The sequence below is a fragment of the Candidatus Palauibacter sp. genome (assembly GCF_965216145.1).
Taxonomy (GTDB): Bacteria; Gemmatimonadota; Gemmatimonadetes; order Palauibacterales; family Palauibacteraceae; genus Palauibacter.
Genome location: NZ_OZ244149.1, coordinates 1,020,972 through 1,037,087, shown reverse-complemented (window position 1 = coordinate 1,037,087; position 16,116 = coordinate 1,020,972). Strand labels below are relative to the sequence as shown.

The following is a 16,116-nucleotide window of genomic DNA, read 5'->3' as shown; positions in this document are numbered from 1 at the left end:
TGTCAGCACCGGGCATGCCGAATGGTCGAGGTGGCCCTGATTGCATGCCGTATCGGGCCAGAAGCACGTCTCCGTCGGGCATGCTCGCAATGACATCTACTCGCTCGATGTCTGGTCGTTAGAAGTCCGGCGTTTTGGGGCGGAGGACTCTGCAATGGCCCGGGCAGCTTGCAGTTCGCGCAGGATCCAAACTGACCAATGCGGCAAGGTGAGCATGGTGTCCGACTGGACCCCGACGAGGTTTCGGAACCTCCCGTGGTTGATCTGCGCCACAGCTTCAGGGTGGCCGATCAAACCGAGAATTGAGCCGCGACCCTCCGGGGCGGCGACGAGTCTGCTCGCTTCAGTTCTCAGCTCGTCCAAGACCCCGGCATCGTAGGTCATCTCAACGAGTTCGCGGATCGGTATCTCCTGTTCCTGGTCCATCGTTGGCAGGGCGATGACCGTCTCCCGCAGGAAAGCGGCCACGCTCGCGGGTGAGAACGTGGGGATGTGTCGGTACATGTCGAAAGCCATCAGCGCTGCCGCGTCGGATGTCGACATTTCGCGATAGCTCACGCCAGCGCTCGTGGAGAACAGTGCCTCCTTCCACCAGAGCAGAGTAGTGCGCCTTTGAAGCCCGGCACTGGCGTCGCTGACAGCACGCAGAGTAGCGGTCAGATGCTCAGACATCACCGCCATCATCTCTCGGGCGATACCGGGCAGGTCGCCACCCTCGACGGACAGGCCTCCTATTGCACGGTTGATTGCTTCCGCAACGGCTTGAGCCGTTCGCGTTCCGAATTCGTGGACCCAGTCCCCATTGTTGTTCGGCCAGTGAGGGTTTCCACTGGTATCTGTTTGCGATCCGTTTGGATCAGTTGAGTGAGGCCCGGCAGCGGCTTCGAACTTCGGCCGGAGGGTGGTGTCGCTTGTCTTCTTCGATCGAATACGAATTTCAACCGCAGAAGGTGGATCGAACTCGTGGTCGGGGATGGAAATCGAAGCAGGAGTCGCCCACTCCCGCTGGGCACGCTCCTCAACCCTCCGTTCGATTTCGAGGAGGGTCTCAGTCCATATTTCCTGTTCTCCGTCAGCCTCCGTGAACGGAAGCACGTTGCGGGCCGTAGCAACAAACGCAACCGCCACCACATCATCTTGCTCACAGGCTCTGACCAACGCTTCCAGCAGGATCGCTCGCAACACGGTCACTGGCGTGCCGGAGAATGTGTTGACGTAGGTCTCCCAACGGCTCCGGAGCGTGTCCTTCACTTGTATGATGGTCGGATCGGTGTTTGGGACATCAGGATCGAAGGCCACAAGCGCGAACGGAGTAGCTTTCGCCGGCGTCTCTCTGAGAACTTCGGATAGATCGACCGCTGTTTGCCTCAAATGCCCGAGCTTGTCGTCATCCCCGCCTACATCGATCAGTCCTCTGCCCAGGAACCGCAGCAACACATCTTCTTGCACGAAATCTCTCCTGTTACGTCGCAACCCGCAGTACCGTTGCCGTTTACGGGCAGGTTAGCGCGACCTCCAACCGCCATGGGTTCCGACGCGAGACACAGATCGCCGACGCTGCCTACCGGTGCGTACACAGCTTAACTGAACTGCGCTCGAAAGCCCAGTTTCGGGCGTGATCTAGCTAGGTCCGAAACACCCAACAAGAGACGCGGCTGCCAAGAGGCGGACACCGGTGACCGGGGAGCGTGGGCCCGGGTAGAGTTGGTGAAGCACCGTCCTCTGCCGAGGCCGCTGCTTCACCGAGCTCGCGCCCGAGACGGGCGCTCGGTTGAACCACCTGGGGCGACTCGATCGTCCGTGAGGTCGCTCGAGATCGGGGCTGGGGCGAAGCTTGGATTCGGTGGGAACTTGAGTGGGCCCGGGTAGATTTGAACTACCGACCTCACGCTTATCAGGCGTGCGCTCTAACCAGGCTGAGCTACGGGCCCCGAAGAAGACCGGCGCGCGACCGTTCCGTTCGTGACGGAGGGTCGGGCGCCGGGCGGGGTTCATCCTAAGGACACGGCGCGGCGCGTTCAAGTTTCCTGGGCGCCGGGGATTCCGTTTTCTACTATGTAGCTCGCGCGCGTCGCGATGGGAGCGTCGGGGCGCGTGACGTAGGGCATGACCCGGAAGTCGGCTTGGAGCCGCTCGGGCGTCACCCGGCAGCGGACGTAGCCGCGTTGGGCGTTGAAGAACTTGATGTGGGGGTTATGGCCGAGGGCGTTTTCGCCCTGGGGGGCCGTGTCGACGCCGTCTCCGCTCGAGCTGATGGATGTGCCGGCGAATTCGGTTCCGACGGTGGGGGAGTCGGCGCGCTCGAAGTCGAGTTTGAGGTCGTTGACCCAGTTTGTGTGGAGGTCGCCGGTCAGGACGACGGGGTTCGCGGGGCGGCGCTCGTGGAGGAAGGTCATGAGGCGGTCGCGGTCGGCGGGGTAGCCGTCCCACTTGTCCATGGGGAGGGTGAGTTCCTCTTCGCCCTCGAGGAGCCGGGCCATGAAGACCTGGTTGGCGAGGACGTTGTAGCGGGCGGGTGACCGGTCGAGTCCGTCGAGCAGCCAGTCGGCCTGTTCGCTTCCGAGGATCGTGGCGCCTTCCGCATGCTGCCCGTCGCATGGCGCCCGCCGCCGGCCCCCGCAGGGCTGCAGCGTGCGGTATTGCCGGGTGTCCAGAACGTGAAGTCGCAGCAGGGAGCCGAAGTCGAGCCGACGGTACAGGCGCGCATCGGGCCCGGCGGGCATGGAGGTCCCCCGCAGGGGGAGGTGTTCGTACATGGCCTGGAAGGCCGCCGCCCGGCGCTGGAGGAAGGCGCGCAGGGGCATCCCCTCCGTGTTGTTCTTGCCCGCCCAGTCGTTGTCGACCTCGTGGTCATCCGGCGTGAAGACCCATGGGGACGCCGCGTGCGCCGCCTGAAGGTCCGGGTCGCGCTTGTACAGGGCGTAGCGGGCCCGGTAGCCCTCGAGCGTCCGCGGTTCCGCCGCGTCATGCCGTCGGACGAGGTCGGGCCGGTCCCCGGGTCCGTCTTCATAGATGTAGTCGCCGAGGTGGACGATGAGCGCCGGCGACTCCGCAGCCATGTGCCGATAGCCCGTGTACCACCCTCGCTCGTAGTGCTGGCAGGAGACGAAGACGAAGTCGAAGCTCCCGGGCAGAACGCCGCGGGCGGGGGCGGTGCGGGTGCGGCCGACCTGACTCGTCACGCCCGCGGCGTGGAAGCGGTACCAGTAGTCGCGCGCGGGCTCGAGGCCGGCGGCCTCCACATGCACGGAGTGGCCGAGTTGCGCCAGCGCTGCGGCTTCTCCGCGTCGCACCACCGTGCGGAAGGCCTCGTCCGCCGCGATCTCCCAGCGGACGGGGAGTGCGTCCCCGGGGTCGCCGGGCAGGTCGAGCAGGCGCGTCCAGAGTACGACCCCATCGGCCGCGGGCTCGCCCGACGCGACGCCGAGCCCGAACGGAAAGCGGTCCGCCGAAGCGGAGCGGCCGGAGCGCGTGACGATGCGGTCACCGCCCGCGCGGGCACCCGGGCCGAACTGCCCGAAGGGAACCGGCGCCAGCGCGCAGAGGGCCGCCGCGCGCGACCAGGCGGCGACGAAGTCGCGCCGCGTGTTCATCCCGGAATCGAACGTTCGTTCTGCCATTGCAGGCACTGCTTAGGCGGCCCGGGCACCGGGTGTCAAGACGCGCCGACTCCGTTTGCCGACCCCCGCGCCGCGGTCTAGCTTCCACCGCATGCGAATTCATCCCCTCGGCACCCGCGCGGCGCTTCTCTCGGCCACTCTCCTCGGCCTCTCCGGCTGCAGCAAGCAGACGGCCTTCGGGGAGGCGAACAGCCTCATCATCTTCGGCTCCGAGTCGCTCTGGCAACAGGTGGAGGAGGAGACGCGGGCGGTCCTCGAGCCGACGATCTTCACGACCCGTGACGAGAGGCAGTACGAGGTCAGTTCGGTCGATCCCGGGCACCCGAGCGCGATCGATCTGATCCTCTTCCGCAACGTGCTGGTGTTCGGGACGGAGGACGATCCGCTCCTCATGGAGGCGGCGTCCGCCGCGGACCAGGATCTCGCGGCGCTGGAACCGGGCCGGGTCTTCCAGACGCGGAACGTGTGGGCGCTGGGCCAGACCGTGACCGCGGTGCTGCTCCGCGGCGGGCGCGAGGCCGAGTCCTGGATCGCGGCGCTGCCCTCGGTGCTCAACGCGGTGGACACGAGCTACCGCCAATACGTGCTGCGCAGGATGTTCGCGACGCCGCCGGATACCGCCCTCGCCGCCGATCTCGGACGCAGGTTCGGGTTCTCCATCCAGGTGCCCGAGGTGTACGACCGGGTCGCGCGGGACCTGGGCGGCGGGGACAGCCTCGTCATCCTCCGCAACGACAACCCCGAGCCCAGCGAGCTCATCCGTTCGATCCTCGTCGCGTGGCGCCCCGGCGTCGACTCGCTGACGAAGGAACTGGCGCTCGAATGGCGCGCCGAGTTCGATGGCACGCACTACAACGTCCCGCAGCGGATCGACGACACGAGTTCGAGCGTGGTCAGCTTCCTGTGGGAGGGCCACCCGGCTCTGGAAGTGACCGGCATCTGGCAGGATGAAGCCGGCGACTTCCCCGCGGCCGGACCGTTCATCGTCTGGCTGGTCGACTGCCCGGCGCGCACGTACGTCGTCGATGCCTGGCTCTACTCGCCGAACCGGCCCAAATACGAGTACATGCTGCAGTTGCAGCAAATCCTCGGGTCGTTCCGCTGCGTGACCGGCGGATAGCCGGGACGCCGCAGACCGCATAATGCAGTTCGTTCATCTTCACACGCACAGCGAGTACTCGCTGCTCGACGGCGCGAACCGGATCGACGATCTGGTCGACCGGGCGGTCGCGCTCGGCATGCCCGCGCTCGCCCTCACCGACCACGGCAACCTGTTCGGCGCCTGGGAGTTCCAGGAGAAGGCCCGCGCGAAGGGCATCACGCCGATCATCGGCTGCGAAGCCTACGTCGCGTACGGCGACCGGCGCGCCCGCAAGATGGAGCCGGGTGCCCCCGCCAACTACGCGCACCTCGTCCTGCTCGCCGCGAACCGGACCGGTTACTCGAACCTCATCAAGCTCTCCTCGATCGGCTACACGGAGGGCTTCTACCGGCGGCCGCGGATCGATCACGCGGTCCTCGAGGAGTACGCCGAGGGCCTCATCTGTCTGTCCGCGTGTCTCGCCGGCGAGGTCGCCCGCTACCTCCAGCACGAGCGCTACGACGACGCGAAACGCACCGCGGAGTGGCACGCCCGCGTGTTCAGCGACCGGTACTGGCTCGAACTGCAGGACCACGGGATCCCGCAGCAGGACCAGGTGAACCGGGGCATCATCCAGCTCTCCGAGGAACTCGGGCTCCCCCTCGTGCTGACGAACGACGCGCACTACATGCGGCGCGAGGACGCGGACGTCCACGACACCCTCCTCTGCATCGGGACGGGGAAGGACAAGGACGATCCCGACCGGCTGCGCTTCCACGGCGAGGAGAGCTACTTCAAGACGGCCGAGGAGATGGCCGAACTGTTCCCCGACATGCCGGGCCTGCTCGCCGAGACGGTCCGCATCGCGGAACGCTGCGAGGTGAAGGTCGAGAAGCAGTACCAGTTGCCGACCTTCCCCCTCCCCGACCGCTTCTCCGATCCGATGGAGATGCTGCGTCACGAAGCGACGCAGGGGGCGCGGGCGAAGTACGGCGACCCGCTACCCGATCCGGTCCGCGCCCGTCTCGGGTACGAACTGGAGGTGATCGAGAACACGGGGTACGCGGGATACCTGCTCATCGTCTGGGACTTCATCGTCGCGGCGCGCGAGCGGGGGATTCCGGTCGGACCCGGCCGAGGGTCCGCGGCGGGCTCGATCATCTGCTACACGCTCGGGATCACCGACGTGGATCCGCTCGAATTCGACCTCCTGTTCGAGCGGTTTCTCAATCCCGAGCGCATCTCGATGCCGGACATCGACATCGACTTCTGCTACGAGCGGCGCGGCGAGGTCATCGACTACGTGCGCCAGAAGTACGGCCAGGCCTCCGTAGGCCAGATCATCACCTTCGGAACCATGAAGGCGCGGGCGGTGATCCGGGACGTGGGCCGCGTGCTCGGCTTCTCACCCTCCGACACGGACAAGCTCGCGAAGCTCGTCCCGTCGAGTCCGGGCTTCTCGCTCACCGTGTCCCAGGCGAGGAAGAAGGTGGGGGAACTCGCCGAACTCGACCGGGAGGATCCGCAGGTCACGAAGCTGCTCGACTACGCCGAGCGGATGGAGGGACTGTCGCGTCACAGTTCGGTGCACGCGGCCGGCGTCGTGATCGCGCCCGGGCCGCTCGACGACTACGTGCCGGTCTACTCGGACACCCGCACCAGCGCGGACACGGTGATCACGCAGTTCGACATGAACGCGCTCGAGAAGGCGGGCATGCTCAAGATGGACTTCCTGGGCCTGCGCACGCTGACCGTGATCGCCGACGCGGCGCGGAACGTCGAGGAGCGGCACGGCATCCGGGTCGACTGGGAGGAGATCGGGCTCGATGACCCCGCGGTGTACGGGATGCTCGCCGCCGGCCGTACGAGCGGCGTGTTCCAGTTCGAGTCCAGCCTCGCGACGGACAAGCTGCGCGCCATGCGCTGCGACCGGTTCGACGACCTCGTCGCGGTCAACGCACTCATCCGTCCCGGTCCGCTCGATTCGGGGATGACGGACGTCTACATCGCCCGCAAGCGCGGCTTCAAGCCCGTCGAATACCCTCACCCGGACCTCGCGGAAATCCTCGAGCCGACGTACGGGGTCATCACCTATCAGGAGCAGGTGATGCGCGCCGCCAACCTGCTTGCCGGCTTCACGCTCGCCGAAGCCGATGTCCTCAGGAAGGCGGTGGGAAAGAAGGACGCGGAACTGACGGACCGCGTGCTGGGCGAGTTCGTCGCGCGCGCGGTCGAGCGGGGCGTGGCGAAGGCGAAGGCCCGCGAGATCGCCGAACTCATCCGGACCTTCGGCCGCTACGGCTTCAACAAGGCGCACAGCGTCGCATACGCGCTCCTCTCCTACCGGACCGCATGGCTGAAGGCGCATTACCCGGCCGAGTTCATGGCCGGCCTGCTCTCGTCGGAGATCGGAAGCACGGACGCGGTCGTCTCCTACATCGGCGCGTCCCGACTGCTCGGTATCCGTGTCCTTCCCCCATCGGTGAAGGAGTCCGGCTATCGCTTCACCGTGGTCGACGACCCCGACGACTCCGGGAAATCGGCGATTCGCTTCGGGCTGGGGGCGATCAAGGGTGTGGGGCACTCCGCGATCCAGTCGATCGCGGCCGCGCGCGAGGAGGCCCCGTTCGAGAACTTCCTGGACTTTCTCGAGCGGATCGACCTCCGCCTCAACAACTCGCGCGTGATCCAGGCCCTGATCGGAGCGGGCGCGGTGGACGACCTCGGCGACCGGGCGGCGCTCGTCGAGGGGCTGGACGTCATGATGAACGAGGCGCAACTCCGGCGGCAGGAGACCGAGAGCGGCCAGACCAGTCTCTTCGGCGACGCGGCCGAGGTGGCGCGCCCGCCGGTGGATCTTCCCGCCGTCCCCGCATGGAGCGAGTCGGACCGGCTTCGGGAGGAGAAGGAGCGCCTCGGGTTCTACATTTCCGGACACCCGCTGGAACGCTACCGGGATCTCGTCGACCTCTACGCCGTCGAGGCCAGGACGACGAGTCTGCCCGAGCACCGCGACCGCGCCGTCGAGATCCCGTGCGTGATCACGGAGGCGTCGGTTCGCACCGCGCGCAAGGACGGACGCGAATGGGCGCGCCTCACGATCGAGGATTTCCACGGCACGGCGACGACCCTCGCCTTCGGGGACATCTGGCAACAGAATCGCGACCTCCTGACCGATGACCGGCCCGTCCTGATCATGGGCACGGTGTCGGGCAACTCGCGAGATGACGAGGATCCGCCCATCTTCCTCGATTCCGTGCGACCCCTGGCGGACGTGCGGGACGAGGGACAGGTGGGGATCCTGATCGAACTCCGCGAGGATGAGCCGCCCGAGCCGGGTGCGTTCGACAGGGCCCGGGAACTGCTGGAGGCCTCTCGGGGACGCGGCCCCCTGTACCTGGAGTGGAGGGCGGTCAATGGCGGGCCGGCCGAGGTGCGCGAGGAGGCGAGCACGCCCAGATTTGCTTCCAGAACGCTGCGTGTCTCGCCGACCCCGGCTCTGGTCGAGGGACTCCGGGCGCTGCTGGGCAGCGGGGTGAAGCTGGTCCGGAGTCGCTGATCGGGGCCACCTTGTCCGCGTCCCCCGCGAACGGCGCCGGCCCCGGACGAAGGACCATCGCGCATGTCGACAGAACAGGAAGGGCTGGCAGAACTCCGCGGCCACGTCGAGGAGCTTCGGAACAAGGCCAGGGAGCGCGGCATCGACGTCAGCGCCGAGCTGCAGCCGCTGGAGGCCCAGCTCGCCGCCGCGCATGATGAGGCGATGGCCCGGCTCTCCCGCTTCGATCGCGTCAAGCTCGCCCGCAACCAGGACCGGCCCTTCTCCCTCGACTACATCGACGGGATCGGCACCGATTTCTTCGAGCTGAAAGGGGACCGCGCCTTCCGCGACGACCCCGCCATCGTCGGGGGCTGGCTCAAGCTCGGCGGTGGCTCGGTGATGGTGATCGGCCATCAGAAGGGCCGGGGGATGAAGGAGAACCTGCGGCGCAACTTCGGTTCTCCGCACCCCGAGGGGTATCGGAAGGCGAAGCGCCTCATGGAACTGGCGGAGAAGTTCGGCCGCCCCCTCGTCACCTTCATCGACACGCAGGGCGCGTATCCCGGTATCGGCGCCGAGGAGCGGGGCCAGGCGGAAGCGATCGCGAGGAACCTGGCCGTGATGGCCGGCCTCCGCGTCCCCATCGTGAGCTGCGTGATCGGCGAGGGCGGCTCGGGCGGCGCGCTGGGGATCGGCGTGGCGGACCGGGTGCTGATGATGGAGAACGCGATCTACTCGGTGATCTCGCCCGAGGGGTGCGCCGCGATCCTGTGGCGGAGCCGGGACCACGCCGACCAGGCGGCGGAAGCCCTCAGGCTCACGGCCAGCGATCTTCAGGATCTGGATGTCGTGGATCAGGTCATCCCGGAGCCCCGAGGCGGGGCGCACAACGACCCGGCCGCCGCCGTGGAAGCGATGGGCGCCGCGATCCGGCGCCACCTGCGGGAACTCTCGAAGCTGGACGCGCGCGAACTCGTCGAGACGCGGCGGGAGAAGTACTACGCCATGGGCGTGTGGGAAGAGAGCTGAGGGGGGAGACATGAGGGAGGACAGACGACCGCGCCCCGCGCGGCCCCGCCCCCCGCACTCCGCGCGAGCGCCGGCCGCCCCCGCCTCCGCGCCGCGCCCCGCGCCGGGGTCCGTCCCCGCGCCGGGTCCTCCGGCGGGAGCGCCGGGCCAGATCCTGGAAGTGCAGTTCAAGGGCCTGCGCTCGGACTTTTTCTCCTTCACCGGGGTTCGACCGCTGGCGGAGCGGGAATACGTCGTCGTGGAGGCCGATCGCGGGCAGGACATCGGTCGGGTGAAGCGGGCCGCGGCCTCCGAGGACCTCGCCTGCGAGGGCGGCTGCGACCATGTGGGGGTCCGGCACGTGCCGCCGCCCTCCCGCCGGGTCGTTCGCCGCGCGGCGCCCGCCGATGTGCTGCGACTCCTGCAGCTTCGCGACCAGGAACTCGAGGTGCGGAGGCGCACGCGGGAACTCGTGGTGAAGCACCGGCTCCGCATGAAGGTGAGCGAGGCGGAGTGGCAGTGGGACCGCAACAAGCTCACCGTGTACTTCACGGCCGAGAAGAGGGTCGACTTTCGCGCGCTCGTGCGGGACATGGCGCGCTCCTTCCGAACCAGGATCGAACTCCGGCAGATCGGGGTTCGCGATGAGGCGCGCCGCCTCGGCGGACTCGGCCGGTGTCGCCGCGAACTGTGCTGCCGGTCGTGGCTCACCTCGATCGAGCCGGTAACGCTCCAGCTCGCCAAGGACCAGGGGCTCTCGCTCAATCCGAGCCAGATTTCGGGCGCCTGCGGGCGTCTCATGAACTGTCTGCGCTACGAACACGCGGTGTACGCGCAGGCGAAGAAGCGTTTCCCGCCCGTCGGCAGGACGATCCGTACGGCGAAGGGGCGGGAGAGTGTGAAGTCCTGGGACATCTTCCGTGAGACCATCTCGCTTCAGGGTGGCGACGGAGAGGTGCGCACCATTCCTCTCGACCAGCTCCGGAAGGAGAGGCGGGCCACCCGCCGCGCCGAACTGGACCGCTGACCTTGCCCCGGTTCTACCTCACCACAGCCATCGACTACTCGAACGGCGACCCGCATCTGGGGCACGCGATCGAGAAGATCGGCGCCGACGTCATAGCCCGGTATCGCCGCGCCCGCGGGGACGACGTGCACTTCCTCATCGGGATGGACGAGCACGGCCAGAAGGTTCAGCAGGAGGCGGAGAAGAACGGATCGAGCCCGCAGGCGTGGGTCGACCGCATCGCGGAGTCCTTTCTCGAGGTCTGGGATCGCCTTGGACTCTCGAACGATGACTTCATCCGTACGTCGGAGCCGCGCCACCACCGCGGGCTCACGACGCTCATGAAGCGTATCGCGGCGAACGGCGATTTCCGGCGCGCGAAGTACGAGGGCTACTACTGCGCCGGGTGCGAGGCGTTCAAGAAGGAAGAAGAACTCGAGGACGGCGGGTGTCCGCTCCACCCCGGTCGCGAAGTGGAATGGACCGAAGAGGACAACTGGTTCTTCCGGCTCTCCGCCTACCGGGACGCGCTGCTCGCCCGCCTGCGGGACGACCCCGGCTGGGTGCGCCCCCGGACGCGGCGTAACGAGATCACGCGGCTGCTCGAGGCCGGCCTCGACGATATCTCCGCCTCCCGCTCCCGGATCCGCTGGGGCGTCCCCTTCCCGGGGGACGAGGACCATACGGTCTACGTATGGTTGGACGCGCTCTCGAACTACATCACGGCGATCGGCTATCCGGACGGCGAGGCGTTCGCGAAATCCTGGCCCGCGGACCTCCACATCATCGGCAAGGACATCACCCGCTTTCACTGCGTCTACTGGCCCGCCATGCTGATGGCGGCGGGCGTCGAACCGGCGAGATGCGTCTGGGGTCACGGCTTCGTGAAGATCGGCGGGGCCAAGCTCTCCAAGTCGGCGGGAACCGAACTCGGTCTCATCGAACTCATCGGACGTCACGGTCCGGACGCGCTGCGCTACTTCCTGATGCGGGAGGTGCCCTGGGACGGCGACCGCGACTTCCCGTCCGCGGAAGCCTTCGTCGAACAGTTCGACCGGCGTTACACGACGGACCTGGCGAACGACCTCGGGAACCTCCTCAACCGCGTCGTTTCAATGGTCTCCCGGTACCGGAAAGGCGGCGTACCTCCGCTGCGGGGGGGAGAACTCGCGGAGAAGGCATCGCTCGCCCTCTCGGAGTATCACAACGCAATGGACGGCTATCTGCTGCACCGGGGTCTGGGGGCCGCGTTCGACGTCGTGCGCGCGGCGAACGGGTTCGTGGACGAGACGAAGCCGTGGGCGCTGGCCAAGGCCGAGCGGGCCGGGGCGAGCCCGGATGTGCTCGACGGCGTATTGGCGCAACTCATGGCGGCGCTGGGCGCCATCGCCTCGATGCTGGCCCCGTTCACCCCACGCAAGGCCGCGGAACTCTGGCGTGCCCTGGGGGGAGCCGGGCCGCCACCTCCGTTCGCGGACCTCGAACACGCGGTGGGGCTTCTGGAGTCGGTTCGGCCCGGCCCGGTGCTGTTCCCCCGTCTCTAGCGGGTGCGGTGGAACCCCCTTTGCACATCCGCGGTAACACGGAGTAACGAGTTTGACACTTGGTGTCGTCGGCGAGTAGCTTTATCGGTCTGTACTGCGGCTGCATGAGCGCAGTTACGTTTCGCGGCGAATTCCCGGCGACCCGACCAGGACGCAGAGCCCCCGTGGGACCGAGGCGCCGGGTCGCCGTTCACTTGACTTGTGGCTGGAAGATTGAATAAACCGTCTTACTGGACGATTCAGATACTGCCCGCGGGCAGCAGGCGCACCCGGACCTTCAGGTTCAGGAAGCGCACGGCCAAGGCCATCCTGTGGGGTGGGGCGACGCTCGTATTCCTCGCCTCGGCCCTCTTCATCAGTGTGCTGGGACGAAGGGATGCCGTCGAGAGCCTCGCTCGCTATCGGGCCGAGAACCAGCAACTCATCGGCAGCCTCAGGGCCATGGAGCGCCGGAGCGACCAGTTGGGCCGGGCGCTCGACGATCTTTCCGCCCGAGAGCAGAGGTTCCGGCTCCTGGCCGGCCTTCCGCTGCTCGATCCGGACGTCTACTCGGTGGGCGTGGGAGGGCCCGGAGGCGGCGCCCCGGCGGAAGATGAGTTCTTCGAGGTCGCGCCCGCCCTCGCGCGCGACGCGGGAGATGTCGCGGTCGACCTCGAGCAGCTGCTGCGGAGAGCCGACCTTCTCGGAGCCAGTCTGGCCGAGGCGGCGGACTCGGTCGGAGCGATGCGCGAGCGATATCAGCGCATCCCGTCCATCTGGCCGGTGATCGCGGAGGACTCCTGGATTTCCTCGGGGTTCAGCCACAATCGCCTGCACCCCCTGCTCGGGGTTCGCCGGCCGCACACCGCCGTCGACATCTCGGCCGATTTCGGCAGCCTCGTCGTGGCGACGGGGGCCGGCCGGGTCACCTTCGCCGGCTCGCGGAGCGGCTACGGGCGCCTGGTGGAGATCGATCACGGCGACGGATATCAGAGTCGCTACGCGCACCTGGGGCGTGTCGGTGTTCGGGTGGGCGCCGAGGTCCGCCGCGGGGACGTGATCGGCGAGGTGAGCGACACCGGTGAGGCCACCGGGCCGAATCTTCACTACGAGGTGCGGCGTCACGACCGTGCCCTGAATCCCGTCCGCTTTTTCCTCGACGACAGCTACCGCCGCTAGCGGAAGCTCCTTACATTCGTCTCCCTGCGGTCCCCATCCGTTCGCGGGTGGGGAACCGCGGTCGTCACCATTCTGGAAGACTCGAACCGGGAGCCTGATCGAATGTCGAAGTTGCGTTTCGCGATCCCTCTGCTGGCGACTCTCCCTCTGCTGACCGCATGTGGCGGCAGAATCACCGTGCAGGTGTTGGCGGAAGGCGCCGATGCCGCGCCGGTCGATGATCTCGAAGTCCAGTTCCTCCCCTTTGATCGCGACTCCCTGTTCGTGGTCATCTCCTCGCAGGCCGCGACGCCCGAGCCCCCGATCCCGGCGGATCTCGAGGAGGCGTCGACGGCGGAGCGCGAACTGCGGGACATGTGGAGCGAGGCGGAGATGAACTGGAACAACGTCCGCGATGAAATGCGGACGATCACGGAGCGCCTCGAGGACCTCGATGATCGCAGTCGGGAATATCTGGAACTGTTCAGCCAGTTCGGGGACCTGGAAGATGAGGAGCGGGCGCTGAACCGCCGGCGTCAGGCGGCGTTCGACGACTTCGACGACATGCAGCAGGTCAACCAGCAACGGATCGATTCCGTCTGCATCGTCATCGACTCCTGGGAAGAAGTGGCCTTCGCCGAGTACGGCGACGTGGAAGCCGACCTGCTCGTGGCACTCGGCCGCGAGGTGATGGCGGATACGACGGACGCGGATGGCGTGGCCTCCGCCGCGGCGTCGGGTGGTCCGTGGTGGGTCCACGCCCGCCTGAACACCGCCGCCGGCGAACTCTACTGGAACGTCGTGGTGGAAGGGGCTTCGCCCGACACGCTGCGTCTGCGGTCCGGGAACGCCGAACTCCGCCAGGGCGTCCGTCAGCGCTGCTAGCCGGAGACATGGCCAAAGACTTGGCGGGGAAGCTCGCGCTGCCCCGCTGCGAGTGGCCGGCGGGGTTCGTCACGACCCGCCGGTCCCGTCGTGATCGGGCGCCGCGCATCTCGTGCGCTCGCAGCCCCGCCCGCTAGATCGCCGGGTTACGCATGGTCGAGACGCCTGTCCCGCTCAGGCTTGAGATCGACTCGAACAAGATCGCCTGGCTGATCTTCGACACACCCGACTCACGGGTGAATCTGCTCGACTCCGGCCTCATGCGCTCCCTCAACCGACGTCTGGCGGAACTCGAGTCGCGCATCGCGACCGGCTATCCGATTGCCGTGGTCCTGTGGAGCGGAAAACCCGGCACCTTCATCGCCGGCGCCGACGTGGACGAGATCGCGGAGATCGAGGATGCGGAGGACGGCCGCGCGAAGAGCGCCGAGGGTCAGCGGATATTCCGGCGGCTGGAAAGGCTCGGGGTGCCGAAGATCGCGGCGATCGACGGAGTTTGTCTCGGGGGAGGCACGGAACTCGCCCTGGCCTGCGATTGGCGCGTCGCCTCGGACTCGCCGAGCACCCGGATCGGACTGCCGGAAGTTCGACTCGGGTTGATTCCCGGCTTCGGAGGGTCGGTCCGGCTTCCGCGGCTCATCGGTATTCAACGCGCCCTCACCATGATCCTCACCGGGAGGAGCCTGTCCGCCACGACCGCGCACCGGTACGGCCTCGTGGATCAGGTCGTCCCGCGGGAGGGATTCCGTGCCGCCATCGCCACGGTGGCGCTGGACGCGGTGCTCGGCCAGGTCGAGCGGCTGCAACCCGGTCTGTCCACGCGGGATCGACTGCTGGAAGGCACGGGGCTGGGGCGGCGCTTCCTGTTCCGTGGTGCCCGAAAGCGGGTTCTGGCCGCCACGGAGGGGCGATATCCAGCCCCGCTGGCGGCGATCGATGTGATCCGGGAGACCATGGACCTGCGGATCGACGAGGCGCTCGCGATCGAGGCGAAGGCTCTCGGACAGGTGGCGACGACCCACGTGGGCCGGAATCTCGTGCGGCTCTTCAGACTGGGTCGGGCGGCCCGGAAGGCCCTGGCCCCCGAGATCGCCGCGCAGGCGGGGGCGATCGAAAGGGTCGCCGTACTCGGCGCGGGCGTCATGGGCGGAGGGATCGCGGAACTCGCGGCCGCGAACGACATCTCCGTCATCCTCAAGGATATCGAGCAGGACGCGCTCGACGTGGGCCTTCGGCACGCGAGCGAGCTGCTGCAGAAGGCGGGGAAGCGCGGCATCATCGCTCCCGCGGAAGTCGGTCTGAAGTTCGCCCTCGTCCACGGGACGCTCACGTACGAGAAGTTCGACGAGGTCGATGTGGTCGTCGAGGCGGTCGTCGAACGACTGCCCGTGAAGCAGCAGGTCCTGCGGGAAGTAGAGAAGGTGCTCCCGCCGCGAGCCGTCTTCGCAACGAACACCTCCTCGTTGTCGGTGACCGAGCTGGCTCGTGCAGCCGCCCGGCCGGAGAACGTCGTGGGCCTGCACTTCTTCAATCCGGTCCACCGCATGCCGCTCGTGGAGATCATCCGCACCGAGTCCTCCTCGGAGGCGGCGCTCGCCACCGCGTTCGGACTGGCGGAGAGACTCGGCAAGACCGCGGTGCTAGTGGCCGACCGACCCGGCTTTCTCGTCAACCGACTGCTGGCGACCTACCTGAACGAGGCCGGGTACCTCCTCGCCGATGGAGCCGACGTGGCCGGAATCGACCGGGCGCTGAAGGAGTTCGGGATGCCGATGGGTCCATGCCGACTGCTGGACGAGATCGGGTTCGATATCGCGGGGCACGTCGCGAAGGAGATGACTCGCGCGTTCGGGGACCGCATGAGACCGTCGCCGGCGCTCGACACGCTCACGCATCTGGGCCGGCTGGGGAAGAAGAACGGCCGCGGCTTCTACACGTACTCCGGTCGGGAGGAAAGGGTCGACCGGGAGGTTTCCCGCGCGTTCGCCTCCAGGCGCCGCGGCGTGAAGACGGCGGAGATCGTCGACCGCTGTTTGCTGATCCTCGTGAACGAGGCCATGTACGCGCTCTCGGAGGGCGTCGTCGCCCGCGCGGGAGATGTGGATCTCGCGATGGTCCTGGGTACGGGTTTCCCGCCGTACCGGGGCGGTCCGCTGGCCTGGGCCGAAGCGCTGGGCGTCCGCTCGGTCCGCGACCGCCTGCGGGAGTTGAGCGACCTCCGTGGCGAGCGGTTCTCTCCGGCGCCGGCGTTGGACAGGGTTGCGGACGCGGGCGGTTCGCTCACCGCCGCTTAG

At 67.6% G+C, this 16,116-nt stretch carries 10 protein-coding genes and 1 tRNA gene; 8 read left to right on the top strand and 3 right to left on the bottom strand.

What is annotated here, in order from left to right; all coding sequences use genetic code 11:
- Window positions 1–96 precede the first annotated feature (96 nt).
- The 3 genes from ACOOHF_RS04565 to ACOOHF_RS04555 all read right to left on the bottom strand — a co-directional run bounded on the left by ACOOHF_RS04565 (window position 97) and on the right by ACOOHF_RS04555 (window position 3,593).
- Window positions 97–1,449 (bottom strand): GTPase-associated system all-helical protein GASH, encoded by a 1,353-nt coding sequence (locus tag ACOOHF_RS04565; RefSeq protein WP_420463557.1) that lies wholly within the window; start codon window positions 1,447–1,449, stop codon window positions 97–99.
- 407 nt (window positions 1,450–1,856) lie between these two features.
- Window positions 1,857–1,931 (bottom strand) — tRNA-Ile (locus ACOOHF_RS04560).
- Between the two features lie 87 nt (window positions 1,932–2,018).
- The gene (locus ACOOHF_RS04555; protein ID WP_420463556.1) at window positions 2,019–3,593 is read right to left on the bottom strand and encodes an alkaline phosphatase D family protein; all 1,575 of its coding nucleotides are present in this window, start codon (window positions 3,591–3,593) and stop codon (window positions 2,019–2,021) included.
- Between the two features lie 118 nt (window positions 3,594–3,711).
- Between ACOOHF_RS04555 and ACOOHF_RS04550 the strand changes: the two genes are divergently transcribed.
- The 8 genes from ACOOHF_RS04550 to ACOOHF_RS04515 all read left to right on the top strand — a co-directional run bounded on the left by ACOOHF_RS04550 (window position 3,712) and on the right by ACOOHF_RS04515 (window position 16,116).
- Window positions 3,712–4,740: a DUF4837 family protein gene (locus ACOOHF_RS04550; protein ID WP_420463555.1), complete on the top strand. Its 1,029-nt coding sequence runs from the start codon at window positions 3,712–3,714 to the stop codon at window positions 4,738–4,740.
- 22 nt (window positions 4,741–4,762) lie between these two features.
- A complete protein-coding gene (gene dnaE / locus ACOOHF_RS04545; protein WP_420463554.1) occupies window positions 4,763–8,260 on the top strand; it encodes a DNA polymerase III subunit alpha in 3,498 nt (1,165 codons plus the stop codon).
- 63 nt (window positions 8,261–8,323) lie between these two features.
- A complete protein-coding gene (locus tag ACOOHF_RS04540; RefSeq protein ID WP_420463553.1) occupies window positions 8,324–9,271 on the top strand; it encodes an acetyl-CoA carboxylase carboxyltransferase subunit alpha in 948 nt (315 codons plus the stop codon).
- Between the two features lie 10 nt (window positions 9,272–9,281).
- Entirely contained in the window at window positions 9,282–10,277 is a 996-nt protein-coding gene (locus ACOOHF_RS04535; protein ID WP_420463552.1) for a PSP1 domain-containing protein, read from the top strand.
- Between the two features lie 2 nt (window positions 10,278–10,279).
- Window positions 10,280–11,800, top strand: a complete 1,521-nt coding sequence (gene metG, locus ACOOHF_RS04530; protein ID WP_419935943.1) for a methionine--tRNA ligase — start codon at window positions 10,280–10,282, stop codon at window positions 11,798–11,800.
- A gap of 213 nt (window positions 11,801–12,013) precedes the next feature.
- The gene (locus ACOOHF_RS04525) at window positions 12,014–12,958 is read left to right on the top strand and encodes a M23 family metallopeptidase (RefSeq protein WP_420463551.1); all 945 of its coding nucleotides are present in this window, start codon (window positions 12,014–12,016) and stop codon (window positions 12,956–12,958) included.
- A gap of 102 nt (window positions 12,959–13,060) precedes the next feature.
- On the top strand, window positions 13,061–13,822 hold the full coding sequence (locus ACOOHF_RS04520) for a hypothetical protein (protein WP_420463550.1): 762 nt from the start codon (window positions 13,061–13,063) through the stop codon (window positions 13,820–13,822).
- A 152-nt stretch (window positions 13,823–13,974) separates the two neighbouring features.
- Window positions 13,975–16,116 carry a 3-hydroxyacyl-CoA dehydrogenase NAD-binding domain-containing protein gene (locus ACOOHF_RS04515; protein WP_420463549.1) on the top strand — a complete coding sequence of 714 codons (2,142 nt, stop codon included), beginning with the start codon at window positions 13,975–13,977 and terminating at the stop codon, window positions 16,114–16,116.

Excerpts from the sequence above, each read along its gene's own strand:
- ACOOHF_RS04555 (WP_420463556.1), bottom strand. The coding sequence starts at position 3,593 with ATGAACACGCGGCGCGACTTCGTCGCCGCCTGGTCGCGCGCGGCGGCC.
- ACOOHF_RS04550 (WP_420463555.1), top strand. The coding sequence starts at position 3,712 with ATGCGAATTCATCCCCTCGGCACCCGCGCGGCGCTTCTCTCGGCCACT.
- dnaE (WP_420463554.1), top strand. The coding sequence starts at position 4,763 with ATGCAGTTCGTTCATCTTCACACGCACAGCGAGTACTCGCTGCTCGAC.
- ACOOHF_RS04540 (WP_420463553.1), top strand. The coding sequence starts at position 8,324 with ATGTCGACAGAACAGGAAGGGCTGGCAGAACTCCGCGGCCACGTCGAG.
- ACOOHF_RS04535 (WP_420463552.1), top strand. The coding sequence starts at position 9,282 with ATGAGGGAGGACAGACGACCGCGCCCCGCGCGGCCCCGCCCCCCGCAC.
- ACOOHF_RS04520 (WP_420463550.1), top strand. The coding sequence starts at position 13,061 with ATGTCGAAGTTGCGTTTCGCGATCCCTCTGCTGGCGACTCTCCCTCTG.
- ACOOHF_RS04515 (WP_420463549.1), top strand. The coding sequence starts at position 13,975 with ATGGTCGAGACGCCTGTCCCGCTCAGGCTTGAGATCGACTCGAACAAG.